This is a genomic window from Streptomyces sp. NPDC052016, assembly GCF_044548445.1.
In the GTDB taxonomy this organism is placed as follows: domain Bacteria; phylum Actinomycetota; class Actinomycetes; order Streptomycetales; family Streptomycetaceae; genus Streptomyces.
The window spans coordinates 1-20,710 of record NZ_JBIUBX010000022.1 but is presented as its reverse complement, the minus strand read 5'-3'; the positions used below and the strand labels follow the sequence as shown (position 1 = coordinate 20,710).

Genomic DNA, 20,710 nt, shown 5'->3' with positions numbered 1-20,710 from the left:
TCACGGGCACCTCCATGTCTCACCCGGCCGGTGACCGACACGCGATGCCGTGTGATGATCCTAACGGACGCCGAGGTGCTCCAGCCCGGAACGCGTCACCAGTCCCTCCTGCGCGAACAGTCGGGTGCCGCGTCGGCACAGCCGCGCGTCGGCCCGGGCGCGGGCGCAGAACTTCTCCGGTGTGTCCCCCAACAGCCGCCGCAACTCCGCGGACCCTCGCAGGAGTTCGGTGATCAGGGCGTGCTGCCCAGGATGGCTGTGCGGAGCGGCGTCGCCGTTGTGCGGCACTCCATGGCGGTTGACGTGAACGAACGTCTCGGGAGCCCTCCCGCCGTCCTCGAAGGCGATCTCCACCTCCGAGGCGGGCAGGCGGACCCGGTCGACGTTCGGCTCGGTCGCGTCGACCGCGGCGAGTTGGTCGTCGTCCAGCCAGATGAGGAAGAACTCCCGGATGACTCCAGGATCGTTGACGGGCGACGCCGACACGTATCCCATGCGGCTGACGTGCCCGGAGACGCCGACGTCGATGCCCGTGACGCGGGCCTTGACCATCGGGATCGGCGAGGAGGTCCGCGACTCCCGCAGCTTGTGGCGCAGTTGGCCGGGGCAGGCGTTGGAGCCGACCGCCAGGACCGGCGTGCGGTCGGGGAACGTCAGCTGGTCTTGCGGTAACAGCAGGTCCCCGTCGAGCAGACCGGAGTCCGTCGGCCAGGCGCCGGGACAGGTCAGCGGATGGTCGCGCGGCGCGTCGGTGTGCGGTGCCCGTCGCGTCCGTCCACGCGCGGCTCAGTCGGCGGGGGGCAGCTCGCCGGAGCCGCGGGTGATGAGGCGGGTGGGCAGCTGGATGCGCTCGGGAGCGACCAGGGTGCCGTCCAGTTGCCGGAACAGACGCTCGGCGGCGGTGCGGCCGATGGCGGCCGCGTCCTGGGCGACCACGGTGACGCCCGGCTGGAGGAGGTCGGCCAGCTCCAGGTCGTCGAAGGCCACGAGGGCGACCGGCCGGGCCCGCTCGGCGAGCACCCGGATCACGGTGACCGTCACCCGGTTGTTGCCGGAGAACACCGCGGTGACCGGCGCCGGCCCGGACAGCATCTCCTCGGCCGCCCGGCGCACCCGCTCGGGATCCGTGGCGCCCAGGGACATCCAGGCGTCCTCGACCGGTATGCCCGCGTCCTCCATCGCCGCCCGGTAGCCGCGCAGGCGCTCCGCCGCGGTGTGGATGCGCGGCATGTCGCCGATGAAGCCGATGCGGCGGTGCCCGTGGGCGACGAGGTGGGCGACGCCCTCCCGGGCGCCCCCGAAGTTGTCCGACAGGACGCAGTCGGCGTCGATCCGCCCCGCCGGCCGGTCCACGAAGACGGTGGCGACGCCCGCCTTGATCTCCGGCTCGAGGTACCGGTGGTCGTCGCCGGCCGGGATGACCACCAGGCCGTCCACCCGGCGGGCGCACAGCGCCAGCGCGAGTTCCTGTTCGCGGTCCGGGTCCTCGGCGCTGGAGCCGTTGATGAGCAGCGCGCCGTGGGCGCGGGCCACCTCCTCCACCGCGCGGCTGAGCGGACCGTAGAACGGGTCGGCGAGGTCCTCCAGGACCAGGCCGATGCTCGCGGTACGGCCCTTGCGCAGCACCCGTGCGCTGTCGTTGCGGCGGAAGCCGAGCGCGTCGATGGCCTCCTGTACGCGCCGCTCGGTCTCCGGCGTGACCCCCGGCTCGCCGTTCACCACCCGCGAAACGGTCTTCAGGCCGACCCCCGCGCGGGCGGCGACGTCCTTCATGGTGGGACGGTTGCCGTAGCGGGTTCCGGAGAGGCCGACTGGGCGGCGGGGAGTCTCGGGCACGAGGGCTGTCCTGTCCTGTTGTCCGCGGGGATGCGCGCGTCCCTGGAGGTGTATGAGGATGTGCCGTCGAGCATAGGCCCTGGACAACGTTGTCAGGTCCAGGGAGACTGTCCACCGCAATCTCCGGCCCGCGTCCCCCACCGATGGACCGGCCAGCCCTTTTCCGAGGTCGACGGGGAGTACCGAGACTTGATGCACACCGACCTAGTGGCCGCGCTCGACATCGGCGGCACCAAGATCGCCGGAGCGCTGGTGGACGGCGACGGCACGATCCTGGTCCGCGCCCAGCGGCCCACGCCCGCGCGGGAGGACGGCGACACCGTGATGCGGGCCGTCGAAGAGGTGCTGGAGGACCTGACGGCGTCGCCGCTGTGGGGGCGCGCGCACGCCGTGGGCATCGGCAGCGCGGGCCCGGTCGACGCCTCCGCCGGCACGGTCAGCCCGGTGAACGTGCCCGGCTGGCGCGACTACCCGCTGGTGGAACGGGCGGGCGCCGCGACCGGGGGCCTCCCCGTGGTGCTGATCGGCGACGGTGTGGCGATCACAGCGGCCGAGCACTGGCAGGGGGCCGCGCGCGGCCACGACAACGCCCTGTGCATGGTGGTCTCTACCGGCGTCGGCGGCGGTCTGGTGCTGAACGGCCGGCTGCATCCCGGTCCCACCGGCAACGCGGGCCACATCGGCCACATCAGCGTCGACCTCGACGGCGATCCCTGCCCGTGCGGGTCGCGCGGCTGTGTCGAGCGCATCGCCAGCGGGCCCCACATCGCCCGTCGCGCCCTGGAGAACGGCTGGCGTCCCGGCCCCGACGGCGACACCTCCGCCGCCGCGGTGGCCGACTCGGCCCGTGCGGGCGACCCGGTCGCCGTGGCCTCGTTCGAGCGTGCCGCCCAGGCCCTGGCCGCCGGCATCGCCGCCACCGCGACGCTCGTCGAGATCGACATCGCGGTGATCGGCGGAGGCGTGGGCAAGGCGGGCGACGTCCTCCTCACCCCGCTGCGGCGGTCGCTCGCCGACTACGCGACTCTGTCCTTCGTCCGGCGCCTGACCGTGGTGCCCGCGCAGATGGGCACGGACGCGGGGCTGGTGGGAGCGGCCGCCGCGGCCCTCGCGGGGAACGCGGGGGTGGCCGCGGCGGGCGTGTGACCGGCCTCTGCAGGAACGTTCAGACGGATAAGGGCCCCAGCGGGCCACCACCGACCTCGTGACGATCGAACGAGGCTTCCCTGACGTCCTGGACGCTCGAGCAACCCCGGGCCGGCTCGAGCAAACCCGGGCCCGGCACACGACTCCGCTGATCCACCCGGTCCTTCAGGGCACCCGCCATGGAGCGTGAGCGGTAAGGTGCGACGTCATGACGCGTGCCCGATCAGCCTACGCGCCACGGGTGTTCATCTCCTACGCGCATGAGGACGACGGTGGTGTCCACGCCGAGCGCGTGCGCGATCTGTACCTGCTCCTGCGTGCCAACCACGTCGACGCGCAGCTGGACCGTGTGGCCGCCGAGCACCGCCCGAACTGGCCCCGCTGGATGGCGAGCGAGAGCCGAGCGGCGGGCTTCGTCCTCGTGATCGGGTCGCCCGCCTACCGGCGGCGGGCCGAGGGCACCGAGAGACCCGGGGTGGGACGGGGGGTCGCGTGGGAGACCGGACATTTGGAGAATTACGTCTATGAGAACCCCTGGACCTGGCACCGGCGCATCCTCACCGTCCTGCTGCCCGGCGGTTCGCCGGACGACCTGCCCGCGTACCTCCTGAGCACCGCCGTACCGCCCTTCCGCGTCGACCCGATCACCGTCGAGGGCGCCGAAAAGCTCCTGCGTCACCTGCTGGACCAGCCGTACGAGCGTGAACCCGAGCTCGGCCCGCGACCGGTACTTCCCCCACGCGACACCACACCCGGCGGCCGACAGGGGGGCGACCCCGCCGAACTGGCGGAGTTATGGCGTAGCTCGCAGGCGTCCGCCGCCGAGGCGGAGATCGTCGGTCTGCATCCACTGGGACGGGAACTGCGGCTCTCCGAGGGGCTGTACGTCCAGCGCACCATCGAGCAGGACCTCGTCTCGGCACTGCGGTCCCCGGGATGCACGGCCGTGGTCGGCGAGGCTGGCTACGGCAAGACGAGCCTCGTCTGGAGCCTCCACACGCGCTTCGCCGAGCAGGGACGGCAGCCCCTCTTCATCCGTGCGAGCAGCCTGCTGTCCGGCCTCCACGAATCCACGCCCGAAGCCCCGGCCCGCCGAACGGGCGCCCTGAGCCCCGAGTCGGTCCTCCGTGCCGTCGGACAGGCGGCGCGGCGGGACCCCTCGACCGTGCTCCTGATCGACACCGTGGACCTCCTCATGCACAGCGACGACGCCTGCGCCCTCGTCGTGGACGTCGTGCGCGCGGCGGACCGGCTGCGCCTGCCCACGCTCCTGACCTGCCGCCCGGTGGAGGCCCAGCGCCTGACGCACTCCGTCGAGCGGGCCGGGATCAGCATCCGGACGAGAATCCTCGCCTCCTATGACGCCGACGAGTGGCCCGAAGCCGTCCGCATCTATGCCCGTGGCTTCTACGAGGGCCTGGAACAGGCACCGTCCCCTCACGCGGTGGTCCAAAGGGTGATGAACGCCGCCTCCCGGGGCCGGGCACTGCGCGAGGTGTGCGTCAACCCCTTCGCGTTGCGGCTCCTGTTCGAGCTGTACGCACCCGCTGAACCCGACGAAGACGTGGACACGCCCCATCTGTACGACCGGTTCTGGCAGCGACGGGTGGTGAGCGATCAACGGGCCTGGCGGGCGTCCACGACGCCGGTCGCGCCCGATCTGTCGCCGCATGCCCGCGCCGCCGCGCGGCTGATCCTCGCCTCCAGCCGGCTGGACGCGCGGCGGGCCGACCTCGAACACCGCATCGCCCACCAGCTGGCTCGGACACCCGGTCGCGCCGCGCAGGACGGCACCGATGTCACGGAGGCCGTGGAGGCGCTGCGGTCACGAGGCGTCCTCGCCATCCGGGAACAGACCGGATACCTCTGGTTCTTCCACCAGACCTTCTTCGAGCACGCCGCGGCACGCGGCGTGCTCGCCTGCGGGCCCGCGGCCGTCGACGACCTGATGAAACGGGTGAGCCGCGACCCCGGGGACCTCTACTTCGGTGAGGTCGCCAGTGAGGTCCTGCTGATGGCCGGACGGCTGCCCGAGGCGGACGGCGAGACCTTCTCGACGGAACGGGCGGACGCGGCCCTCGCGGAGTGGCTGGCCTCCGACGACCCGGCTCTGCTGGGCATGGGCCTGCGCGTCTACGCCAAGCTCAAACGCCCCGGCCCTCTGGTGCGCGAGCGAGCCCCGCTCGCCCTGCGGCGGGCGGACACCCCGATGATCGACCGGTTCCTGCGGCTCGTGCCGTCCGTGACGCACGACGACCTGCGCCGCCCCCTGGGGGACCTCGCCCTGCTGTGGGCCGCGGACCGGGACACCAGACGGGTCAGAAAGGGCGTGCTCGAGGCGCTCGTACGGCTCGCGACCCAGGACATCGTGGCCGTCGAGACGTTCACCCGCGAGCACGCCTGCTTCGACTGGCTGAAGTCGCTGCCCGCGAACGAACTGCACCACAACGAAAGGCTGCCGTTCCGTCTCCTCGACGCCGTCGCGGGAGCCGATGCCGAACGCGCCGTGGACCTCGCCGTCGACTTCTGGCAGGCGGCCGTCCGCACGGGACGCCTGACCCTGCTGACCGACCTGCTGGTCCGGATGGCGAACTGGAGCATCCCGCCCCGCCTGGTCCGCAAGGGGGTCGACGCGTTCCTGCGGGCGTTCGCGGGCATCCGCCCGGACAAACAGGACACCGTGCCCTTCGAGCGCGCGTTCAGCCGGTTCTACCTCGGCAGCGCGCCGCGGCCCGAGGAGGTCCGGCGGGAGCTGCGCAGCCGGCTGGGCACCGGGGATTCGGCGGCCGGAGACGACGGCGGGCCGGGGAGCGTGCCGGCCCTGCGGACGAGGCTGCGCATGTACACAGCGGCCGTACTGAACGGAATGGACCTGGACCCGGGCGAGTTCCTGGACGCGGCCCTCTCCACCCGGCACCCGGCACGGCAACTCGCCGTCTGCTACGGCGTCCTCTCGGAGGCGCTCGTCGGCCGGGCCTCCCGGTTCCGCCACGACCCTCGGACCGGCGCGAGCGATCAGGAACCGCCTCCCGAGACGGAGAACGCCCTCACCGTCGAGGCCCGGCGCCGTTGCGCCCAGGCCCTGCGCTCACTGCCGTGCGAGGAGAACGCGCCGTCGGGCGGCAAGGACGAGAGATGGCTGTGGCGCAACGCCCTTCAGGAGGCCAAGCTCCCCCCGGACGTCCTCCTGACGCTGCTGCCCGAAGCTCCGACCCAGTCGCTGTGGCTGAGCAACACAGGCCTCAGCTCGTTCCTGATCCCCGCCTCCACCGCGGGACACCCACAGGCACAGCGGGTCCTGGACGCGCTCGTCGACGACCGGAACGTCCAGGAGGACCTGCGCGGCACCCGGGCGGGGCGAGCCGCGCTGGAGAACATGATCGGCCAGTTGCAGTACGCCGTGCCCGGTCACCCGGAGCTGCTCGGCCGTCTCATCGCGTACGCCCGTACCGCTGCGGACCCCGAGGTACTCCACCAGACGCTCGGGGACATGGCCAAGGCCATGAGGGCGCGGGAGAAGGGCACCCTGCCGGCCTGGGCCCGGGTCCTGCCGACACACCGCAGGACACTCGTCGAGTACCGGCGGGAACTCGTTCTCGACCGCAGACCGGACATCCGCCGGCACGGCTACATCCTCTGGAAGGTGCTGCTCCGGCTCGGCCACGACGACCGTCCGACGGTCGACGAGATCGTAGGGGCGTGGCAGGACGCCGCGGCCCAGGACCTGCGCAACGCCCTGCTGGAGCTGGCGACCGTGACGGTTCCGGACCGGGTGTGGGACGCCACCGCCCCGGCCGCGCTGCTGCGTCTCCTCAGACCGCTGCTCAAGGCCGGCCGGGAGGCCAGGGCCGAGCCGCCGAGGCGGGCCACCGAGCAGGTGATCAGTCATGAGTCCAACGCCCGCATCCTGCTCGCCCAGGCACACGCCCACCTCGCGGGGCCGCACAGTGCCGACCGCAGTGTGGCGTTCGTGATCTGCCTGGCCGAACGCGCCGGTTACGACGTGGGGACGGAGCTGGGCAGCGGGACGGTCAGCGAGATCTTCCGCTCCCTGGGATTCCTCATGGAGAGGCTCCTGCCCGAGGACCCCGGGGAGGCGGCCCGGCTCACGGCGATCGTCGTGGAGGCACTGCACCGGGTCCAGCCGAGGGACGTCAAGTGGAAACGGGACATCGCCCGGCTCTGGGCGGTCTTCCTGGGCGACCTGTGCACCCGGCTGACCCCCGCCGAACAGGAGCGTTGGGTACGCCGGATGCTGTGCGAACCGGCGTTCTGCGCTCCGGTGGTGTCGGCCGCGGCCCAGCTGAAGCCCAAACCGGCGTGGCTGGACGTCCTCTTCCGCGAGGAGGGCACCCCCGCCTCGCTGAGGGAGAGCATGAGAGGCAGCAACTACCTGCACGGGCGGGCCGAAGGCGGTTCCGGCGGATGGCGGGAGCTGCTGGAGTACCGGCCGCTCTACTGACGCCGAGTCACACGGAGGCCGAGGCGCGGGGAGGGCACGACGACGAGCCCCTCCGCGGCCGCCCGGCGGCAGCGACGAGGGCGGTCTCGGGCCTGGCGGGCGCCGGCCGCCGCGCCTGCGGACGGCTTCGACGGCGGTCCGCGACCGGGCGTCCGGCTCGCCCACGGAAACGCGTGACCCGGACCGCGTTCCCGCGTTGAACCGGCCATGAAGAAGCGCAGCATGCTCGCCATCGCCTCCCTCGCCACCGGCTTCGTCGTCGCGGCCATCACCCCCTCGCACGGCCTCGGCGGCGAGAACCTCGACGGGCTGAACGTGGGGGACACCCTCAGCACGATCGACCCGGCCGTCGCCAGTGACAGCCTGTCCGGCGTCGACGAGGACGCCCTGGGCGGCGAGAGGGACTGACGGTTCCGAAAGAGACCGTGGCGCCGGCCCCCACCGTGAGGGGGCCGGCGCCACGGCGTCGGGCGCCCTCTACGGGAGGTGGTTTCCGTGGCAGGGTGGAGCGGGCAAGCCACAGGGGGCCAACAGAAGAGGGGGACAAGTGACCGTCGTCTGGATCAACGGCGCGTTCGGCGCGGGGAAGACGACCACCGCACGGGAACTGCTCGACCTGATCCCGAACAGCACGCTCTTCGACCCGGAGGTCGTCGGCGCGGGGCTCCCGCATCTGCTGCCGGCCAAGCGTCTCGCCGAGGTCGGCGATTTCCAGGACCTGCCGATCTGGCGCCGGCTGGTGATCGACACCGCGGCCGCGCTGCTCGGCGAGCTCGGCGGCACCCTCGTCGTCCCCATGACCCTGCTGCGCCAGGAGTACCGCGACGAGATCTTCGGTGGCCTCGCCGCCCGGCGGATCCCCGTCCGGCATGTGCTCCTCGCTCCGGCGGAAACGATCCTGCGCGAGCGAATAGCCGGGCGGGAGATCCCGCCCGACCTCCCCGACGGCGAGATACGCGTACGGCAGTGGTCGTACGACCACATCGAGCCGTACCGCGCCGCCCTCGCCGCCTGGCTCACCGCCGACGCCCACCCCGTCGACACCAGCGCTCTCACCCCGTACGAGACCGCCGTGCGCATCGCGGAGGCCGTCGGCAGCGGGACCGTACCCGCCTGTGACATCGTGCAGACCCCCGAGCCCACCGCCGAGACGCTGGCCGCCGGGGTACTGCTCTTCGACGAGCGGGACCGGGTCCTGCTCGTCGACCCGACCTACAAGCCCGGCTGGGAGTTCCCCGGCGGTGTCGTGGAGCCCGGCGAGGCACCCGCGCGCGCGGGGATGCGCGAGGTCGAGGAGGAGACCGGCGTCCGGCTGGACGACGTCCCCCGGCTGCTCGTCGTCGACTGGGAGCGCCCGACGCCTCCCGGGTACGGCGGACTGCGCCTCCTCTTCGACGGCGGCCGGCTCGACTCCGCGACGGCCGAGGGGCTGCTGCTGCCCGGACCGGAGCTGCGGGCCTGGCGCTTCGTCACGGAGGAGGAGGCCGCCGGCCTGCTGCCGCCGGTCCGCTACGAGCGGTTGCGCTGGGCGCTCAGGGCACGCGAGCGGGGCGCCGCGCTGTACCTGGAGGCGGGAATCCCGCTCGGGTGAGCCACCCGGCGGAGCCGGCTCGCCACAGCGCCCTCCGCCGGATACGGGGTCGACCTGCTCTCCTCCCGCGGCCGTCGCTCGACATCGGTCATCACGGTGGCGCCCCGAGGGAATCCGGACGGGGGCAGCGGCGGCCCCGTCCGGATTACCTCGGGGCGCAGGCCCCCCTCGGCGCGGGCGCGCACGAACTCCGCGCGTTCCTCGCCGACGAGGCCGTACACGTCGGTGACGAGCCATTTCGCCAGGTGGGCGTACCGTGGGCCACCAGGTCCGTGAGGTCACGGTCGCTCAGGAGGGCGAGGCGGCGGCGAAGCCGTGATGGGCGGTGACGCGCGCGGAGGGGGCATGACCCCGTCCTCACCGGGAGGCCGGGTGCTTGGCCGCCGCGTCACGCAGGACCGCCGAGGCACGTCCGAGCACCGGGTCGCCGTGGCCGAAGCAGGCCACGTCCGCGTCGAGGGCGGCCAGTCGCCGGAACGCCGCCACCGTCAGGGGCAGGTCGAGATTGAAGACCCCCGGGATGACCGCGCCGTCGACGGGCGAGGCGGCGACCGTATCACCCGTGAACAGCACCCCGTGGTGGGGAAGGAGCAGGGCGATGCTGCCGTCGGTGTGGCCGGGCACGTGGACCACGCGTACGCCGCCGCCGAAGCCCAGCACGTCCCCGTCGGTCAACTCCGTGACGACATCGGGCCGTTCGTAGTCACCCTGCGGCAGTTGCGCGAGGGCGGCCGCGTGCAGGGGGCGCTCCCAGTCCTCCAACACCGGCGCCGGGCCGGGGACGTCACCTCGTACGACGGCCGCCTCGGCGGCGTGCGCCAGCACCTCCGCCCCGGTGAGGGCGGCAACCTCGGCCGCGCCGCCCGCATGGTCCTCGTGGAAGTGGGTGAGCACGACACGCCGTACGGCCTGGGGAGTGTGCCCCAGGGCCGTGACCGCGCCGGCGATCGCCCTGCCGGAGCCGGGCGGTCCGGCGTCGACGAGCGTCAGCTCGTCGCCGTCGCGCCAGAGGTAGGCCTGGCCGACCGGGAAGCGCAGGAGGTGGAGGCGGGGGAGGAGCTCGACGACGTCCATGGGACGACCGTAGAGAGGGCCCCGCCGGGTGGGCGAGGCCCTCTGCTGTCGGCAGAGCCGGTGGCTCAGCTCGCCGCGTAGGTGCGCAGGAAGAGCGCCTCCGCCACCGCGAGGCGCTCCAGCTCCTCCGGGGACACGCTCTCGTTGACCGCGTGGATCTGCGCCTCCGGCTCGCTCAGGCCGATGAGGAGGATCTCCGCGTGCGGGTACAGGGCGGCGAGGGTGTTGCACAGCGGGATGGAGCCGCCCTGGCCGGCGTACTGCATCTCCTGGCCGGGGTAGGCCACCGCCATCGCCTCGGCCATCGCCGCGTACGCCGGGCTCGCGGTGTCCGCGCTGAACGGCTGGCCCTGCCCGATCTGCTCGGTCTGCACCCGGGCGCCCCACGGCGTGTGCGCCTCCAGATGGGCCTGGAGCAGCTTGGTGGCCTCTGCCGCGTCCACGCCCGGCGGCACCCGCAGGCTGATCAGCGCGCGGGCGCTCGCCTGCACGGACGGGGTGGCGCCGACGACCGGCGGACAGTCGATGCCGAGGACGGTGACCGCGGGGCGGGCCCAGATGCGGTCGGCGACCGTGCCGGAGCCGATGAGCCGGACGCCCTCGAGGACCTTGGCGTCGCGGCGGAACTGCTCCTCGTCGTACTGCAGGCCCTCCCAGGCCGAGCCCTCGGTCAGCCCGTCGACGGTGGTCGAGCCGTCCTCGGCGCGCAGCGAGTCCAGGACGCGGATCAGAGCGCCGAGCGCGTCCGGCGCGGCGCCGCCGAACTGGCCGGAGTGCAGGTTGCCCTTCAGCGTGTCGACCTGCACCCGCATCATGGTCATGCCGCGCAGGGTGGAGGTGACGGTGGGCAGGCCGACGCGGAAGTTGCCCGCGTCGCCGATGACGATGGTGTCGGCCTCGAGCAGGTCCGGGTGCTCCTCGGCGTAACGCTCAAGACCGCCCGTGCCCTGCTCCTCGGAGCCCTCCACGATCACCTTCACGTGGACCGGGACCCCGCCGTTCGCCTTGAGGGCGCGCAGGGCCAGCAGGTGCATGATGAAGCCGCCCTTGCAGTCGGCGGTGCCCCGCCCGTACCAGCGGCCGTCGCGCTCGGTCAGCTCGAAGGGCGGGGTGTCCCAGCCGGCCTCGTCCAGCGGCGGCTGCACGTCGTAGTGGGCGTAGAGCAGGACGGTCCGGGCCCCCGCGGGGCCGGGCAGGTAGCCGTACACCGACTGTGTGCCGTCCGGCGTGTCGAGCAGGGCCACGTCCTGGAAGCCCTCGGCGCGCAGCGCGGCCGTGATCCAGTTCGCCGCGGCCTCGCTCTCGCTGCGGGGGAACTGGTCGAAGTCCGCCACCGACTTGAACGCCACCAGTTCGGTGAGCTCCGCCTTCGCCCTGGGCATCAGGGCGGCGACGGTCTCGGCGACCGGATTCGACGACATGGGCACGCTCCTTGTGGGTGCGACGTTGTACCGATGAGTGCCGTCGATCCTCCCACAGCGGGCTGTGGCGATCTCGGTCGTAGGATGCGGGGGGACAGGTGCGGCAGGCGGCTTGATCGGGAGCAGTAGACCATCGTGAGCAGCGAGAACTCTTCAGCGGACGACGTGCGGCAGGTGTGGGACGTCGTCGTGGTGGGCGCGGGACCCGCGGGGGCTTCGGCCGCCTACGCGGCGGCGGTCACGGGGCGGCGCGTGCTGTTGCTGGAGAAGGCGGAGCTGCCCCGCTACAAGACGTGCGGCGGCGGCATCATCGGCCCCTCGCGCGACGCGCTGCCCCCGGGCTTCGAACTGCCCCTGCAGGACCGGGTGCACGCGGTGACCTTCTCCCACAACGGACGCTTCACCCGCACCCGCCGCTCCCGGCAGATGCTGTTCGGCCTGATCAACCGGCCGGAGTTCGACCAGCAGCTCGTCGAGCACGCCCAGAAGGCGGGCGCCGAGCTGCGTACGGGCGTCACCGTGCAGCGCGTCGAGCAGCACGGCTCGGCGGTGCCGGACCGGCGGACGGTCGCGGTCGTCCTGCAGGGCGGCGAGACACTGCTGGCCCGCGCGGTCGTCGGCGCGGACGGCAGCGCCAGCCGCATAGGAGCCCACGTCGGGGTGAAGCTCGACCAGGTGGACCTCGGCCTGGAGGCGGAGATCCCGGTGCCGGAAACCGTCGCCGAGGACTGGAGGGGACGGGTCCTCATCGACTGGGGCCCCATGCCCGGCAGTTACGGCTGGGTGTTCCCCAAGGGCGACACGCTGACCGTCGGCGTCATCTCGGCGCGCGGTGAAGGCGCCGCCACCAAGCGGTACCTGGAGGACTTCGTCGGGCGGCTCGGCCTCGCCGGATTCGAACCGAGCATCTCCTCGGGCCACCTGACCCGCTGCCGCGCCGACGACTCCCCGCTCTCGCGCGGGCGGGTGCTGGTCTGCGGGGACGCGGCGGGCCTGCTGGAGCCGTGGACCCGCGAGGGCATCTCCTTCGCGCTGCGCTCAGGCCGGCTCGCGGGCGAGTGGGCGGTCCGTATCGCGGAGGCGCACGACGCGGTGGACGCCCGCCGCCAGGCCCTGAACTACGCGTTCGCGATCAAGGCGGGCCTCGGTGTGGAGATGAGCGTGGGCAAGCGGATGCTGGCCGTCTTCGAGCGGCGCCCGGGCCTCCTCCACGCGATCCTCACCGGCTTCCGCCCGGCCTGGCGCGCGTTCGCGGACATCACCCGCGGCCGGACCTCGCTCGGCGAGCTGGTCCGCACGCACCCGCTCGCCCAGCGCGCGCTGATGATGATGGACCGGCGGCAGTCCGCCGAGGAGAGCGGCTCCTGAGAGGCGCGAGACACCGAGCCCGGTCGTCGAGCGCGATCCGGAACAGCGGGGCTTGGCCGTCGACGGCGATCTGGAACACCGGTGCTAGCTAGGTCTTCGACCGTGATCCGGAACACCGGGGCTCAGCCGTCGACCGCGATCCGGAACGACGGGGGGATCCGCTGTCGACCGTGGTCAGGATCGCGGGGCTTCGTTGTCGACCGTGGTCGGAGGCACCGCGGCTCAACTGTCCACCGTGGTCGGGAGCACCGGGGCTCAGCCGTCGACCGTGATCCGGAACGACGGGGGGATCCGCTGTCGACCGTGGTCAGGATCGCGGGGCTTCGTTGTCGACCGTGGTCGGAGGCACCGCGGCTCAGCCGTCGACCGTGATCCGGAACACCGGGTGGTCCTGGGCCGCGGCGGCGATCTCCTCGTCGGTCGACCTGGCCGTGACCCCGTTGAAGTACTGGTTGACCTCCCAGCCCCACTTCTCCAGGTAGGTCCGCAGGATCGGGAGCTTCTCCGCGTCGGGAAGCTCCACCGCGGAGAACGTCCGCACCTTGCGCCCCACGCGCAGTTCCCCACCGCCGGCGACGCGCATGTTGCGCACCCACTGGGAGTGGCCGCGGGCCGAGACCAGGTACTGCGCGCCCTCGTAGGTGTGCGGGTTGACCGGGATGCGCTGCATCCGACCGCTCTTGCGGCCGCGTACGGACATCTCCGCCGTGCCCGCGATGCTGAGTCCACGCCGGGCCAGCCAGCCGATGACGCTGTTGAAGCGGACGTTGAGCGGGCTGCCCTTGAGGTAGTACGGCGATGACGACGACATGGTGAGCCCCCAGTTATTGAGAGAGCGGTGCTCTCGCTTTCCTTGTGAGGAGTCTGCACCGGATCGGTGATCCAGAGCAAGAGCACCGCTCTCTTTTGTGTTCACCGCTCCGAACCGCGTGCACCGCTCTGCTTCCGTGGCACACTGACGGCATGAGCAGCGCAGCACGAGGGGCCCGCGCCCGCGCCCGGATCGAAGTGACCGCCGCCATCAAGGAAGAGGCGCGCAGACAGCTCGCGGCCGAGGGCGCCGCCAAGCTCTCCCTTCGGGCCGTGGCCCGCGAGCTGGGCATGGTCTCCTCCGCGCTGTACCGCTACTTCCCCAGCCGCGACGACCTCCTCACCGCGCTCATCATCGACGCCTACGACTCCCTGGGCGCGACCGCGGAGGCCGCCCATGCCGCGGTCGCGGACGCCGGCCCCGTCCGGCGCTGGGTCGCGGTCTGCGAGGGGGTGCGCGGCTGGGCGCTGGCGCATCCGCACGAGTACGCGCTGATCTACGGCTCGCCGGTGCCCGGTTACCACGCACCCGAGACGACCGTTCCCTCCGCCGCCCGCGTCGGCGTCCTCCTCGTCGGCATCGTGCGCGACGCACGCCAGAGGGCCGGAGGGACCGAGCTGCCGCCGCTGCCGGACGAACTGCGCGCCGAGGCCGAACGCATGGCCGCCGACCTCGCGCCCGACCTTCCCCCGGAGACCGTCGCGGTACTGGTCGCTGCCTGGGCGCAGCTGTACGGGCTGGTCGGCTTCGAGCTGTTCGGGCAGTTCCACCGGGTGGTGGAGGAGCGGGAGCCGTTCTTCCGGCACGCGGTGACGCGGCTCGCCCACGGGGTGGGACTGGCCTAGGTAACCGGGGTGCCCGGGGTGCCCCGGCCCCGGGCAGACCCGCGCCGCGGCCCGGGAGAGGCCCGGGCACCTCGCCTTGCCGGCCGCGGACTTCCGCATCACCGAGTCGCCGGGGAGTGGGTTCGCGGAGGCCAGCCGCGCCTTCGGCGAGCGGCTCTTGACCGCGACGCCCTGCCGCCCCTTCGGCGAACGGCTCCTGGCCGCGACGCGGCGAGCGGCCCCCGACGGCACCGCCCCGCGTACTTCGCGGGGAGTACCACAGGTCACCTCGCCCGGCGGACGTCGGCGGCGGCCGGGGGCGTCTAGCGTGGCGGACATGGACGAGGAGCGGGTGCGTGAGCGCGGTGGGCCCGCCCGGTGGTGGCGGCACGGGCCGCCGTGGCCGGGCCGCTGGGGGGACGAGGAGCGGGGTGGCCGGTGGCCCTGGAGGTCCACCCTGCTGCTCACGGTCTTCGTCCTCGTCGGCTCGAACTTCGCCGCCCACGAGCAGCAGGGCGAGCGGGCGGCCCTCGACGCCTTCGCGCGCCTGCTGCTGCTCGGTGCCGCCGCATCACTGCTGTGGCGGAACCGGCACCCCGTCCCCGTGGTGTTCGGCACGGCCGGGGCCGCCGCGCTCTACCTGGGCGCCGGCTACCCGTACGGTCCGGTCTTGCTGACCGTCGCCGTGGCCTGCTTCGCGGCCGTCGTCGCCGGGCACCGACGGGCCGCCTGGACGGCCCTGGGCCTGCTGTGGGCCGTTCACCTGCTGGTCGCGCACCGGCTGTACCGGTGGCTGCCGCCGGCCGGCGACTCGGCGGCCTCGTGGGCGCAGGAGGGTGTGGTCGCCGCCTGGGTGGTGGCGATCCTGGCGCTGTCGGAGCTGGCGCGGATCCGCCGTGAACAGTGGGCCCGGGAGCGGGCGGAGCGTGCCCGGGCCGCCCGGCGCCGTGCCGACGAGGAGCGGCTGCGCATCGCCCGGGAGCTGCACGACGTCCTCGCCCACAGCCTCTCCGTCATCAACGTCCAGGCGGGTGTCGGCCTCGCTCTCCTCGACTCCCACCCGGACCAGGCGCGCACCGCGCTCACCACCATCAAGTCGGCCAGCAAGGAGGCCCTCGGCGAGGTGCGTCAGGTACTCGACACCCTGCGGACCCCGGGCGAGGCCCCGCGCGCCCCGGCGCCCGGCCTGGACCGGCTTCCCGAGCTGGTGGAGCAGGCGGCGCGCGCGGGTCTGACGGTCGAGGTCACGGGGGAGCCGCCCCGGCTGCCGCCCGGCACGGACCTCGCCGCCTTCCGGATCGTCCAGGAGGCCCTCACCAACGTCGTACGGCACTCGGGCTCGCGCCACGCGCGCGTGCACCTCGATCGGACGGGCGGGACGTTGCGGCTGCGGATCGACGACGACGGCCCGGCGGCCGGCGCCGACGCGGGCGGCAGCGGCAACGGCCTCGCGGGCATGCGGGAGCGGGCCGCGGCCCTGGGCGGCACGATCGAGGCGGGACCCCGGGACGACGGGGGCTTCCGGGTCCTGGCCGTCCTGCCGTCGAGGGCGGGGGAGGAGCGCGTGGGCCGCGAGGCGCCGCCGGACGTCAGGGAGGACCGGTGATCCGCGTACTGCTCGCCGACGACCAGGCGCTGGTCCGGGCGGGGTTCCGGGCGCTGCTGGACGCGCAGCCGGACATCGAGGTGGCCGGGGAGGCCGCCGACGGTGCGGAGGCCGTGCGCGCGGTGCGTGCGCTGCGGCCGGACGTCGTCCTCATGGACATCCGCATGCCGGCGCTCGACGGGCTGGCCGCGACCCGCCGTATCACCGAGGACGAGGCGCTCACCGACGTCAAGGTGGTCATGCTCACCACCTTCGAGCTCGACGAGTACGTCTTCGAGGCGATCCGCTCGGGTGCCTCCGGCTTCCTCGTGAAGGACACCGAGCCGGACGAACTCCTGCGCGCCGTACGGGCGGTGGTGGCCGGGGACGCGCTGCTCTCGCCGGGCGTGACCCGCAGGCTCATCGCCGAGTTCGCCGCGCGTTCCAAGGAGCCCGCCGCGGCCGGTGCGCTGTCCCTGCTCACCGAGCGGGAACGGGAGGTGATGGCGCTGGTCGGGATCGGTCTGTCCAACGAGGAGATCGCCCGCCGGCTCGTCGTCAGCCCGCTCACCGCCAAGACCCACGTCAGCCGCACCATGGTCAAGCTGGGCGCGCGTGACCGGGCCCAGCTCGTGGTGCTCGCCTACGAGTCGGGCCTCGTCCGGCCTGGCTGGCTGGGCTGAGCGCCCGCGCCGCGGAAACGGGCCGGCCGCTCACCACCCCCGCCGCCCGTACGGTGACCCACACAGGCGTGCGCCCGGCGGGCATCGGCCCCGCCGGGCGCAGGTGTGCGGGCGGCCCTAGTCGCGGACCGGTACCCGCTCCGCGCGCGCCTCCTCCACGGTGGCTTCGGTGGCTTCGGTGGCTTCGGTGGCTTCGGTGGCTTCGGTGGCTTCGGTGGCTTCGGTGGACGCGGTGGTCTCGGTGGACCTGGCGACCACGACCGACCGCCGGCCGTGACGGGTCCGCAGGCCGGTCAGGGTGATCAGCAGGCCCAGGGCGGCGATCGCGGTGACCACCGTCAGGCCGGGACGGTAGCTGTCCAGGACGGCCTGCGGGGTCGGGTCGGCCGGGGCGCCCGCGGTCACCACCGCCGTCACCACGGCCAGGAAGATGGCACCGCCCACCTGCACCGAGGTGTTCAGCAGACCGGAGACCATGCCCTGCTCGTGGTCCTCAACGCCGTTCGTGGCCTGGATGTTGAGCGAGGGGAAGACCAGCGCGCAGGCCGCGCCGATCAGCAGCATGCTCGGCAGGATCACGGCCGCGTACACCGGGTCCAGGTCGACGCGCAGGAACAGCGCGTAGCCGACGACCATCAGGGCGAAGCCCGCCACGATCAGCCGCGGGGTGCCGAACCGGTCCACGATGGAGCCCACCTTGGTCGAGGACAGCGCGACCAGCGCACCCGCAGGCAGGAAGGCCAGCGCCGTGTGCAGCGCCGACCAGCCCAGCAGTGTCTGCATGTAGAGCGTGGCCAGGAACTGGAAGCCGACGTACGAGCCGAAGAAGGTCATGGCGCCGAGCTGGGCCCGGATCTGGCTGCCGGAGCGCAGCACGCCGAGGCGGACGAGTGGGCCGGCCGAGCGCCGCTCGACGAGGACGAAGACGGTCAGCAGGACGGCCACGGCGAGGAAGGACAGCAGCGTGCGGGCGGAGGTCCAGCCCACCTCGGGCGCCTGGACGACGGTGAAGACCAGCAGCAGCATCGACGCGGTGCCGAGGACGGCGCCCGGGATGTCGTAGCCGTTGTGCCGCTGTTCGCGTGCGCTGCGCGGCAGCAGCTTCAGACCCGCCAGCAGGGCGATCAGCGCGATCGGTGCCGGCAGCAGCATGGTGAGGCGCCAACTGGCCTCCGTCAGCAGGCCGGAGAGGACCAGGCCCATGGAGAAGCCGGTGGCGGCGCAGGTGGTGTAGATGGAGAGCGCGCGGTTGCGCAGCGGACCCTCCGGGAACGTCGTGGTGATGATCGACAGGCCCGCCGGGGCCGTGAAGGCCGCGCTCAGGCCCTTGATGAAACGGCTGGCGATCAGCAGCGGACCGGAGTCGACCAGGCCTCCGAGCAGCGAGGCGAGCGCGAAGACGGCCAGGGCGACCAGGAAGACCTGGCGGCGGCCGAGCAGGTCGGCGGTGCGGCCGCCGAGGAGGAGCAGACCGCCGTAGCCGAGGATGTAGCCGCTGACGATCCATTGCAGCGTCGAGGTGGACAGTCCGAGGTCGGAGCCGATGGACGGCAGGGCGACGCCGACCATCGACACGTCCAGCGCGTCGAGGAACATCGCCGCGCAGAGCACCAGCAGGGTGCCCCACAGCCGCGAGGTCCAGCGAACCTCCGACGGGGAGGACGCGGGGGAGGAGGAGAGCGGAGAGGTCATGCCGCAGAACACTACATGCGTATGCATGAGATGCAAGCGCATTTAATTACGGTGCAATGAACTCGGTTCTCTGCTACGGTGCGGACATGGCGGCGAAGAAGGCCGAACAGGCGCTCGTGGAACAGTGGCGGGACATCCTGGCGCTGCATGCGCGGACCCAGTGCGAACTGGACCGGGCGCTGCACCAACACGGCCTGTGCGGCAGCGACTTCGAGGTCCTCGACGTCCTCGCCGGAGGAGCTCCGACCGACGGCTCGTGCAGCTTCCGCGTCCAGGAGATCGCCGGGCGGGTCCACTTGAGCCAGAGCGCCCTGTCGCGGCTCATCGCCCGGCTGGAGAAGGACGGTCTCCTGGAGCGTGCCATGTGCCCCGAGGACCGCAGGGGCGTCCGCGTGGCGCTCACGGGGAAGGGGCGCGCGCTGCACGGCGAGGTGCTGCCGGTGCAGCGCGCGGTGCTGACGAGGATGCTCGCGGACTGACGGTCCACGGCTCACGGCTGACAGCCGACTTTCTGGCGGGCCGGTCTACCGGCGCGGCGTTCGGTAGGGGCAACCGGGTTTGCCGGCCGCTCAGTTCCAGGTCAGTTCCACGTCACCGCGGAGTTCTCGCGCCACAGGTCGGCGAGCGTGGCGTCCCCCGTGACGGCGGGGAACGGCAGCCGGTTCCACAGCGCCAGATAGAGCTGGGCGGCCGTTCCCGTCACCTCGCAGTCGGCGTCCCCCGCACCGTCCCGCACCGCGACGGGCGGCTCGGGCGACAGGCGTACGGTCCACACGGCGTCGTCCGTGTCGGTCGCCCGCACCCGCAGGACGCTCGGCGTCCCGGTGCGGACCCTGCTCTTGGCACGCGCGTGGAAGGCGCGCAGCAACTCGTCGATCCCGTCCGCCGCGAAGCCGGGGGAGAGGGAGGCGGCGCACTCCTCGGGAGTCGTACCGCGCGCCGACTCCGCGTCGACCCGGTGCACGGCCGTCTCGTGTGCCTGCCGCCTGACCCAGAAGGCGAGCGGCGAGGGGGCGGGCAGGAAGTGCCAGCACTCCAGGTCGGGTGGTGCGGCGGCCAGGGTGTCGACGAGCCGCCGGTGCCCCTCCCGGAACCAGGTGAGCAGCTCTTCGCCGTCGAGATCCGGCAGCCCGTCGCCCGCGTGGGGGGAAGTGCGGCGCTCGGCCACGAAAGACGTCGCCCAGCGGTGCACCATCCCCGTGTGCCGCAGCAGGTCCCGCACCTCCCAGTCGGGGCAGGTCGGGACCTTGGCGTCGGGGCCGGCCTGGGCCGCGGCGGCGGCGAGCGACTGGCCTTCGTGGTCGAGCGCGTGGATGAACTCGGCAGTGTCCATGGCGTGAGTGTGCCAAATGGAGTGAGCTCGACCCTAGGCGTCACCCGCTGACGAGCCGCGGCTGTGGACAGGCTCCTACGGCGCCTCCGTCCCGGCGGGGAGGGCGGGGGCGGGTCGGTGGCGGGTCGGAGGGTGCGAGGGGCGTGGCGCTCTTGTCCCGGACCGAGACCGCGTGCGCGGCGCCTGTCGGGAAGGCGCCGGGAGTCGCCCCCGCGGCGACGGAGCGGCGCTGCGCTGGGCGGAAGGGTGGCGCTGGGCCGTGCGGCAGGGCCGGCTCCGGAGACGTTCCCGTCCCGGGCCGGCCCTTCCCTCCGCGCCCCTCCCTCTGCACCCGGCTTCAGAGTGCGCTGGTCAGGCCGCGGTGAAGGCGGTGCGCAGGGTCGCGACGGCCTGGTTGATGGCGGCGTCGGCGGCGTGGGTCTCGCGGAGGGCGTTGAGCATCACGAAGTCGTGGATGACGCCCTGGTAGCGGACGGCGGTGACGGGGACGCCCGCCTCGCGCAGCTTGTTGGCGTAGGCCTCGCCCTCGTCGCGCAGGACGTCGGCCTCGGCGGTGATGACGAGGGCCGGGGGCAGGCCGGTGAGCTGCTCGGTGGTGGCGCGCAGCGGGGACGCGGTGATCTGGGCGCGCTCGGCCTCGTCGGTCGTGTACTGGTCCCAGAACCACTGCATGGCGTCGCGGCGGAGGAAGTAGCCCTCGGCGAACTGGCGGTAGGAGCCGGTGTCGAAGCTCGCGTCGGTGACCGGGTAGAAGAGCACCTGCTGGACCAGGGGGACGTCGCCGCGTTCCTTGGCCATCAGGGTGAGTGCGGCGGTCATGTTGCCGCCGACGGAGTCGCCGGCGACGGCGATGCGGGTGGCGTCCAGCCCCTTGGACGCGCCCT

Annotated in this window: 17 protein-coding genes; 9 read left to right on the top strand and 8 right to left on the bottom strand. The window is 73.1% G+C overall.

From position 1 onward, the window contains the following. Nucleotides 1-60: 60 nt before the first annotated feature. Both ACIHAR_RS25955 and ACIHAR_RS25950 read right to left on the bottom strand, forming a co-directional pair. Nucleotides 61-552: a hypothetical protein gene (locus tag ACIHAR_RS25955; RefSeq protein ID WP_400022168.1), complete on the bottom strand. Its 492-nt coding sequence runs from the start codon at nucleotides 550-552 to the stop codon at nucleotides 61-63. Between the two features lie 234 nt (nucleotides 553-786). Next, nucleotides 787-1,836: a LacI family DNA-binding transcriptional regulator gene (locus ACIHAR_RS25950; protein ID WP_365464525.1), complete on the bottom strand. Its 1,050-nt coding sequence runs from the start codon at nucleotides 1,834-1,836 to the stop codon at nucleotides 787-789. 192 nt (nucleotides 1,837-2,028) lie between these two features. Here ACIHAR_RS25950 and ACIHAR_RS25945 point away from each other — a divergent pair, with 192 nt between their 5' ends. The 4 genes from ACIHAR_RS25945 to ACIHAR_RS25930 all read left to right on the top strand — a co-directional run bounded on the left by ACIHAR_RS25945 (nucleotide 2,029) and on the right by ACIHAR_RS25930 (nucleotide 9,035). Next, nucleotides 2,029-2,982, top strand: a complete 954-nt coding sequence (locus tag ACIHAR_RS25945) for an ROK family protein (protein ID WP_365464522.1) — start codon at nucleotides 2,029-2,031, stop codon at nucleotides 2,980-2,982. A 208-nt stretch (nucleotides 2,983-3,190) separates the two neighbouring features. After that, a complete protein-coding gene (locus ACIHAR_RS25940; RefSeq protein WP_400022165.1) occupies nucleotides 3,191-7,444 on the top strand; it encodes a hypothetical protein in 4,254 nt (1,417 codons plus the stop codon). Between the two features lie 207 nt (nucleotides 7,445-7,651). Beyond that, complete coding sequence (locus ACIHAR_RS25935) at nucleotides 7,652-7,852, top strand: hypothetical protein (protein WP_365464516.1); 201 nt, start codon at nucleotides 7,652-7,654, stop codon at nucleotides 7,850-7,852. 139 nt (nucleotides 7,853-7,991) lie between these two features. Next, the gene (locus ACIHAR_RS25930; RefSeq protein WP_400022163.1) at nucleotides 7,992-9,035 is read left to right on the top strand and encodes an NUDIX domain-containing protein; all 1,044 of its coding nucleotides are present in this window, start codon (nucleotides 7,992-7,994) and stop codon (nucleotides 9,033-9,035) included. Between the two features lie 357 nt (nucleotides 9,036-9,392). On the opposite strand, the gene ACIHAR_RS25925 is transcribed toward ACIHAR_RS25930, so the two are convergent. Beyond that, nucleotides 9,393-10,109 carry an MBL fold metallo-hydrolase gene (locus ACIHAR_RS25925; protein WP_400022161.1) on the bottom strand — a complete coding sequence of 239 codons (717 nt, stop codon included), beginning with the start codon at nucleotides 10,107-10,109 and terminating at the stop codon, nucleotides 9,393-9,395. A 65-nt stretch (nucleotides 10,110-10,174) separates the two neighbouring features. After that, nucleotides 10,175-11,530 (bottom strand): dipeptidase, encoded by a 1,356-nt coding sequence (locus ACIHAR_RS25920; protein WP_365464507.1) that lies wholly within the window; start codon nucleotides 11,528-11,530, stop codon nucleotides 10,175-10,177. A 135-nt stretch (nucleotides 11,531-11,665) separates the two neighbouring features. On the opposite strand from ACIHAR_RS25920, the gene ACIHAR_RS25915 reads away from it, so the two are divergent. Beyond that, nucleotides 11,666-12,898 (top strand): geranylgeranyl reductase family protein, encoded by a 1,233-nt coding sequence (locus ACIHAR_RS25915; RefSeq protein ID WP_384648078.1) that lies wholly within the window; start codon nucleotides 11,666-11,668, stop codon nucleotides 12,896-12,898. A 355-nt stretch (nucleotides 12,899-13,253) separates the two neighbouring features. Here the strand turns inward: ACIHAR_RS25915 and ACIHAR_RS25910 are convergent, their stop codons facing one another. After that, the gene (locus ACIHAR_RS25910) at nucleotides 13,254-13,709 is read right to left on the bottom strand and encodes a nitroreductase/quinone reductase family protein (RefSeq protein ID WP_400022158.1); all 456 of its coding nucleotides are present in this window, start codon (nucleotides 13,707-13,709) and stop codon (nucleotides 13,254-13,256) included. 152 nt (nucleotides 13,710-13,861) lie between these two features. On the opposite strand from ACIHAR_RS25910, the gene ACIHAR_RS25905 reads away from it, so the two are divergent. The 3 genes from ACIHAR_RS25905 (at nucleotide 13,862) to ACIHAR_RS25895 (ending at nucleotide 16,801) form a co-directional block, all read left to right on the top strand. Next, nucleotides 13,862-14,554 carry a TetR/AcrR family transcriptional regulator gene (locus tag ACIHAR_RS25905; protein ID WP_365464498.1) on the top strand — a complete coding sequence of 231 codons (693 nt, stop codon included), beginning with the start codon at nucleotides 13,862-13,864 and terminating at the stop codon, nucleotides 14,552-14,554. 316 nt (nucleotides 14,555-14,870) lie between these two features. Then, nucleotides 14,871-16,139: a sensor histidine kinase gene (locus tag ACIHAR_RS25900; protein WP_365464495.1), complete on the top strand. Its 1,269-nt coding sequence runs from the start codon at nucleotides 14,871-14,873 to the stop codon at nucleotides 16,137-16,139. Then, on the top strand, nucleotides 16,136-16,801 hold the full coding sequence (locus ACIHAR_RS25895) for a response regulator (protein WP_400022155.1): 666 nt from the start codon (nucleotides 16,136-16,138) through the stop codon (nucleotides 16,799-16,801). Before ACIHAR_RS25900 ends, ACIHAR_RS25895 begins: the two co-directional genes overlap by 4 nt. 117 nt (nucleotides 16,802-16,918) lie before the next feature. On the opposite strand, the gene ACIHAR_RS25890 is transcribed toward ACIHAR_RS25895, so the two are convergent. After that, complete coding sequence (locus ACIHAR_RS25890; RefSeq protein WP_400022153.1) at nucleotides 16,919-18,493, bottom strand: MFS transporter; 1,575 nt, start codon at nucleotides 18,491-18,493, stop codon at nucleotides 16,919-16,921. Between the two features lie 86 nt (nucleotides 18,494-18,579). On the opposite strand from ACIHAR_RS25890, the gene ACIHAR_RS25885 reads away from it, so the two are divergent. Further along, nucleotides 18,580-18,972, top strand: coding sequence for a MarR family winged helix-turn-helix transcriptional regulator (locus tag ACIHAR_RS25885; protein ID WP_400022151.1), 393 nt, complete (start codon nucleotides 18,580-18,582; stop codon nucleotides 18,970-18,972). Nucleotides 18,973-19,073: 101 nt separating this feature from the next. Here ACIHAR_RS25885 and ACIHAR_RS25880 read toward each other — a convergent pair whose 3' ends face one another. Both ACIHAR_RS25880 and ACIHAR_RS25875 read right to left on the bottom strand, forming a co-directional pair. After that, nucleotides 19,074-19,826: a maleylpyruvate isomerase family mycothiol-dependent enzyme gene (locus ACIHAR_RS25880; protein ID WP_400022149.1), complete on the bottom strand. Its 753-nt coding sequence runs from the start codon at nucleotides 19,824-19,826 to the stop codon at nucleotides 19,074-19,076. Nucleotides 19,827-20,177: 351 nt separating this feature from the next. Continuing rightward, nucleotides 20,178-20,710, bottom strand: a 533-nt coding sequence (locus ACIHAR_RS25875; protein ID WP_400022148.1) for an alpha/beta hydrolase, incomplete at its 5' end; no start/stop codon positions are given.